The organism is Pseudokineococcus marinus (assembly GCF_013004605.1).
Taxonomy (GTDB): Bacteria; Actinomycetota; Actinomycetes; order Actinomycetales; family Quadrisphaeraceae; genus Pseudokineococcus; species Pseudokineococcus marinus.
In genome coordinates this window covers 1-5,370 of sequence record NZ_JABEMA010000213.1, presented here as the reverse complement: position 1 = coordinate 5,370, position 5,370 = coordinate 1, and the positions used below count along the sequence as shown (strand labels likewise).

Sequence of the window (5,370 nt, the reverse complement as noted above, 5' to 3'; positions counted from 1 at the left end):
GGCACCAAGCGCGGCGCCCACCTGGCGCTGTCGCTCGAGCGGCTCGACGCGATGCTCCCCCGCCCCGCCCAGCGCATCGGCCTGTCCGCCACCGTGCGCACGCCCTCGGTTGAGGGACCGACCCCGGCGGTCGTCCGGGTGGGGGGAGCGGGCCGCCCGACGGGGGCGGCTCAGCCCGCGGGTCGTGCGCCGGCGGCCCGCGCCCAGTCCAGGGCCGTGCGCAGGCCCTCCTCGAGCGGGACGCGCGGCAGGTCGGGGAAGAGCCGGCGCAGCAGCTCGACGTCCGCCAGGGAGTGCCGCACGTCGCCCGTGCGGGCCGGGGCGTGCCGCAGCTCGACGTCCGCGCCCGCGGCGCGGCCGAGCGCCGTCGCCAGGTCGAGCAGGGAGGTGGCCTCCCCTCCGCCGACGTTGACGGGCGTCGGGTGGGAGAGCCGGCGCCGCACCGCGTCGAGCAGCACCTCGACGACGACGGAGACGTGGACGAGGTCGCGGGTCTGCCGCCCGTCGCCGTCGACGCGCAGGGGCCGCCCGTCGAGCAGCGCCGCGACGAACGCGGGCACGACCGCGGCGTAGGCGTGGTCGGCCCCCTGGCCGGGGCCGTAGACGTTGAACAGGCGCAGCGCGAGGGTTGGCAGCCCGAAGCTGCGCTGGTGCGCCAGGAGGTGCTGCTCTGTGGCGAGCTTGCTCACCCCGTAGGGCGACAGGGGGGCCACGACGTCGTCCTCGCGCGCGGGCAGCCGCGGCTCGTCGCCGTAGACGGCGCTCGAGGAGGCGGCGACGACGTGCCGGACCCCGTGCCGCCGGCACGCCTCGAGCAGGAGCAGCGTGCCCGTGCTGTTGACCTCGTGCGTGCGCAGCGGGTCCTGCAGGGACGCCGCCACGCTGGCCAGCGCGGCCAGGTGGACGACGGAGGTCCGGCCGGGCACGACGCGTTCGAGCACGTCAGCGTCGGTGACGCTGCCCTCGACGAGGTGCGCCCCCGCCTCGGCCAGCGCCGCGGCGGAGCCGGTGGAGAGGTCGTCGAGGACGACGACCTCCTCGACCGCCGGGTCGGCCAGCGCCGCGCGCACGAGGTGGCTGCCGATGAAGCCGGCCCCGCCGGTGACGAGCAGGCGGGCCCCCGTCGCCTGCGCCGCCGTCGTCTCCGCCGCCGTCCCCTCTGTCGCCGAGCCCTCCGGGGACGGCGCCCCCTCGTCCGGCCCGCTCACGACCGACCTCGCGCGAAGACGGCGCGGTAGCCCCGGCGGCGCACAGCCTCGGGCAGGAACCGGTACCCGCCCCGCACGGCGACGTTGCGCGCGAAGACGAGCGGCCCGGTGAAGCCCTCGTGGAGCAGCTCGCGCTGCAGGCGCAGCTCCGCGAGGGCGAGGCGGGCGCCGCCGCGGCGCGCGTACGAGCCGGCGTCGACGCGGTAGAGGACGAGCGGGTCGGGGACGTTGGCGGTGCGGGCCCCCGCCGCGACCATGCGCGCGAAGAGCCAGTAGTCCTCGAGCAGCGGCAGATCGCGGTAGCCGCCGGCGGCGTCGACGGCCGAGCGCCGGTACACGACCGTGGGGTGGTTGAACGGGCTGTGGAAGCGGGCGCGGGCCGTGATGGCGGCGTGGTCCAGCGGCGGCGTGCGCCGGGCGACGACGCGCTCCTCCCCCTCGGCCGTGCCCTCGAGCTCGGCGAGCCCCGAGCCCACGAGGTCGGCCCCCGCCTCGAGCAGGGGCAGCTGGCGCGCGAAGCGCTCGGGCAGGCAGACGTCGTCGGCGTCCATGCGCGCGACGACGTCGTGCCGGCAGGCCGCCAGGCCGTCGCGCAGGGCAGCCGCCAGCCCCCCGTTGACCGGGCGCCGCACGACGCGCACGGGCACCGGGCTCCCGGCCACGAGCGCGTCGACGGCGGTGGCGAGCGCGGCGTCCACGGGGCCGTCCTGCACGAGGACCACCTCGTCCGGGCGCCGGTGCTGGTCGTGGACGGCCGAGGTGAAGGCGCGGCGCAGCAGGTCCGCGCGGTCGGCGCGGTAGTACGGCAGGAGGAGGGAGAAGGGCAGCGGCCCGTCGGCCGGCGGCGCGCCCCCCGCCGACGGGGAGCCGGGACGGACCGGCGCGAGGGACCGCGCCGATGCGGGTGCTCCGGCGGCCGCCAGCACCTCGGCGGTCGAGCGCGGCGCGGTGAGCAGCCCGTCGCGCAGCCCCCGCAGCCCGGCGGCGAGCAGGACGCCGCGCCTCCGGCTGCCCCGCCACGTGCGCGCCCAACGGCGCAGGGTCGAGGCGCCGTAGAGCGCCTTCTCCCACGGCGCGAGGCCGCGGCTGCGGCCGAAGAGCCAGAGCTTGTTGCGGACCTCGACGTAGAAGCGCTCCCCCGGGTCGGCGGCCGTGTCGCCGAAGACGCGCGTGCGGTGCTCGACGACGCTGCGCCGGCTCGCCAGGCCGCGGCGGCCGCGCAGCACGCGGGTCGTGAACTCGAAGTCGTCGTTCCACAGGAAGTAGGCCGCGAGCGGCAGGCCCACCTCGCGGACCCGCTCCGCGCGCACGAGGACCGAGACGAAGGAGGCCGACCGCACCGGCACCGCGTCGGCGCGGGCGGCGGCGGCGCGCTCCGCCCGGGAGGCTCCCGGTCTCGGCCGCGGCGTGTTCATCGGGTGCTCGCGCCCGTCCGTCCACAGCACGCGGCTCGCGACGAGGTCGACGCGCTCCCCGGCTCTTCCGCCCGACGTCCCCCCGGTCGTCGTGCAGGCCAGCAGCTCCCGCAGCGCCGTCGGCGAGGGCACCGTGTCGTCGTCGAGGAGCCACACCCACCCGGCGTCGTGGGCCGACAGCGCCCGCGCGACGCCCGCGGCGAAGCCGCCCGCGCCGCCGGTGTTGACGGGGAGCTCGACGAGGTCGGCCCCCGGGTGCTCGGCGCGCACCCACGCCGCCGTCCCGTCGGTGCTGGCGTTGTCGACCACGACGACGGCGTCGACGCGCCGGTCCTGGGCCAGCACGGCCGGCAGCGCCTCGCGCAGCAGGGCCAGCCGGTCGTACGTCACGACGACGGCGACGACCCTGCCCTCGCCCGCGCGCACCCCCCGACCGTAGACGCTCCGGGGGTCGCCGCCGGGGCGCGACGCCCCGGTGCGGCACCGGCCGGCGCCCAGGAGCGCGCCGTATCCTCCCGCGCATGCCGAGCCAGCCCGACCCCCGGCGGGGCGCGCCCGCCGGCGGCGACGAGCCGCGCTGGGGGCCCGCGACGACCTACCGCGCCCGCCCCCGCCTGCGCGGTGGTGACGGCTCCCTCCCGCCCGCGCCGGACCGGTCGCGGGAGGGCCGGGCGCCCGAGGAGCGCGGTGGCCAGGAGTCCAGGGGCCAGGAGTCCAGGAGCCAGGAGCGCAGGGGCCACGAGCGCGCCGCCGAGGGCACGACGTACGGGCGCCCCCGCCCCTCGAGCCACCGCCCCTCGAACCACCGCCCCCCGGACCACGGCCCCGCGAGCCGCCGGTCCCCCGGCGCGTCCCCGGCCGCGCCCCCGTCGGCGCGGCGGCCCTCCTCGGCGGTGCGCCGCCGGCGGGCCGTCGTGGGCGTCGTCGCCCTCCTCGCCGTCGCGCTCGTCGCGTACCCGGTGGCGCTCGGCCTCACGGCGCTGGGCGCGCTCGGCCGCGTCGACGCCCTGGGCGCCTCGGCCGTCGAGGACACCCCGGGCAGCACCTACCTGCTCGTGGGCTCGGACAGCCGCGAGGGCACCGACATCGGGGGGGACGCCGAAGGCGCCCGCACCGACTCGATCCTCCTGCTCCACGTGCCCGACGGCAGCGGCCCGAGCGTGCTCGTGAGCCTTCCCCGCGACTCCTACGTCGAGGTGCCGGGCTACTACGAGACGAAGATCAACGCCGCGTACTCCCTCGGGGGGGCGCCGCTGCTCGTCGACACCGTCGAGCTGGCCACGGGGCTGAAGGTCGACGACTACGTCGAGACGGGCTTCGAGGGCTTCGCCGACGTCGTCGACGCCGTCGGCGGGGTCGAGATGTGCCCGCCGACCGCCATCGTCGACCCGCGGGCCGACCTCGACATCCCGGCCGGCTGCCAGGAGATGGGCGGCCTCACGGCCCTCGGCTACGCCCGGACCCGCTACGAGGACCCCCGCGGCGACCTCGGCCGGGCCGACCGCCAGCGCGAGCTCATGGCGGCCATCGCCGCCGAGGGCACCTCGCCGGGGCTGCTGCTCAACCCCTTCCGCGCCTTCCCCACCGCCGCGGCCGGCGGGTCCGCCCTCACGGTCGACGAGTCCACCGGCCTCGGCGACCTCGTCACCTTCGCCCGCGGCATGCGCGCCGCCTCGTCGGCGGACGGGGTCTCGATGACGGTGCCCGTGGCGGCGACCGACCGGGTCACGAACTCCGGGCAGGTCGTCGACTGGGACGAGGAGCAGGCGGACGCCCTGTGGTCGGCGCTGCGCGCGGACGACACCGAGGCGGTCCGAGCCCTCGCCGACGCGCAGGCGGCCGCGCTCGGGGGCTGAGCCGCGGCGGACGACGCCGCGCCGGGGCCGTCAGCGCTCCAGCGTCGTCAGCCGCGCGTCGACGGCACCGAGGGACGCGCGCACCGCCGTCATCTGCTCCTCGACGCCGCCCACGCGCTCCTCCAGCCGCTCGACGCGACGGTCGACGCCGTCGAAGCGGCGGTCCACGACGTCGAAGCGCCCGGTCATGTCGGCGCGCAGGTCCGTCAGCCGGCTCCCGAGCACCCCGACGACGGCGAGCACGGCGGTCAGCGCGACGGCGAAGCCGCCGATCATCGCGGTGACGAGGAGCGACGTGGGCACCACGTGCCGAGGCTAGGGCGCGCTCGGCACCCGAGGTGCCGTCCGTCCACAGCGCCCTCCGGGCGCCGTCGACGCCGTCGGCGACGCACCATGGCGGCATGACCTCCACGCCCCACACCAACGACCCCGACGTCGTCCGCCGCCTGCTCACCGAGCCGGGCCGGTGGGCGGTGGTCGGGCTGTCCGACAACACCGACCGGCCGGCGTACGGCGTCGCCCGCTTCCTCCAGGAGCGGCTCGGCGCGGAGGTCGTGCCGGTGCACCCGCGGGCGGTCGACGTCCACGGCGAGCACGGCTTCCCCGACCTCGCCACGGCGGACCGGCACGGGCCGCTCGACGTCGTCGACTGCTTCGTCAACTCCTCGCGCGTCGGCGCGGTCGTCGACGAGGCCATCCGTCTCGGCGCGCACGCGGTGTGGATGCAGCTCGGCGTCGTCGACGAGGAGGCCGCGGCCCGCGCCCGCGCGGCCGGGCTCGACGTCGTCATGGACGCCTGCCCGGCGATCGAGGCGCCGCGGCTCGGCCTGGTCTGAGGGCCGCCGCGGGCGCGGCGGCACGCGGTCAGGCGCCGGCGACCCGCTCCCGCAG

General features: G+C 78.4%; 5 protein-coding genes. 2 read left to right on the top strand and 3 right to left on the bottom strand.

The window, feature by feature from the left end:
• Positions 1-170 precede the first annotated feature (170 nt).
• Both HLB09_RS12405 and HLB09_RS12400 read right to left on the bottom strand, forming a co-directional pair.
• Positions 171-1,208, bottom strand: a complete 1,038-nt coding sequence (locus HLB09_RS12405; RefSeq protein WP_212771005.1) for an NAD-dependent epimerase/dehydratase family protein — start codon at positions 1,206-1,208, stop codon at positions 171-173.
• Complete coding sequence (locus HLB09_RS12400; RefSeq protein ID WP_171203668.1) at positions 1,205-3,049, bottom strand: glycosyltransferase; 1,845 nt, start codon at positions 3,047-3,049, stop codon at positions 1,205-1,207. The genes HLB09_RS12405 and HLB09_RS12400 overlap by 4 nt, the downstream gene beginning before the upstream one ends.
• A 95-nt stretch (positions 3,050-3,144) precedes the next feature.
• Here HLB09_RS12400 and HLB09_RS12395 point away from each other — a divergent pair, with 95 nt between their 5' ends.
• The gene (locus HLB09_RS12395) at positions 3,145-4,479 is read left to right on the top strand and encodes an LCP family protein (protein WP_171203667.1); all 1,335 of its coding nucleotides are present in this window, start codon (positions 3,145-3,147) and stop codon (positions 4,477-4,479) included.
• A 30-nt stretch (positions 4,480-4,509) separates the two neighbouring features.
• Here HLB09_RS12395 and HLB09_RS12390 read toward each other — a convergent pair whose 3' ends face one another.
• The gene (locus tag HLB09_RS12390; protein WP_171203666.1) at positions 4,510-4,785 is read right to left on the bottom strand and encodes a hypothetical protein; all 276 of its coding nucleotides are present in this window, start codon (positions 4,783-4,785) and stop codon (positions 4,510-4,512) included.
• Positions 4,786-4,880: 95 nt separating this feature from the next.
• Here HLB09_RS12390 and HLB09_RS12385 point away from each other — a divergent pair, with 95 nt between their 5' ends.
• Positions 4,881-5,315, top strand: coding sequence for a CoA-binding protein (locus tag HLB09_RS12385; RefSeq protein ID WP_171203665.1), 435 nt, complete (start codon positions 4,881-4,883; stop codon positions 5,313-5,315).
• Positions 5,316-5,370 lie beyond the last annotated feature (55 nt).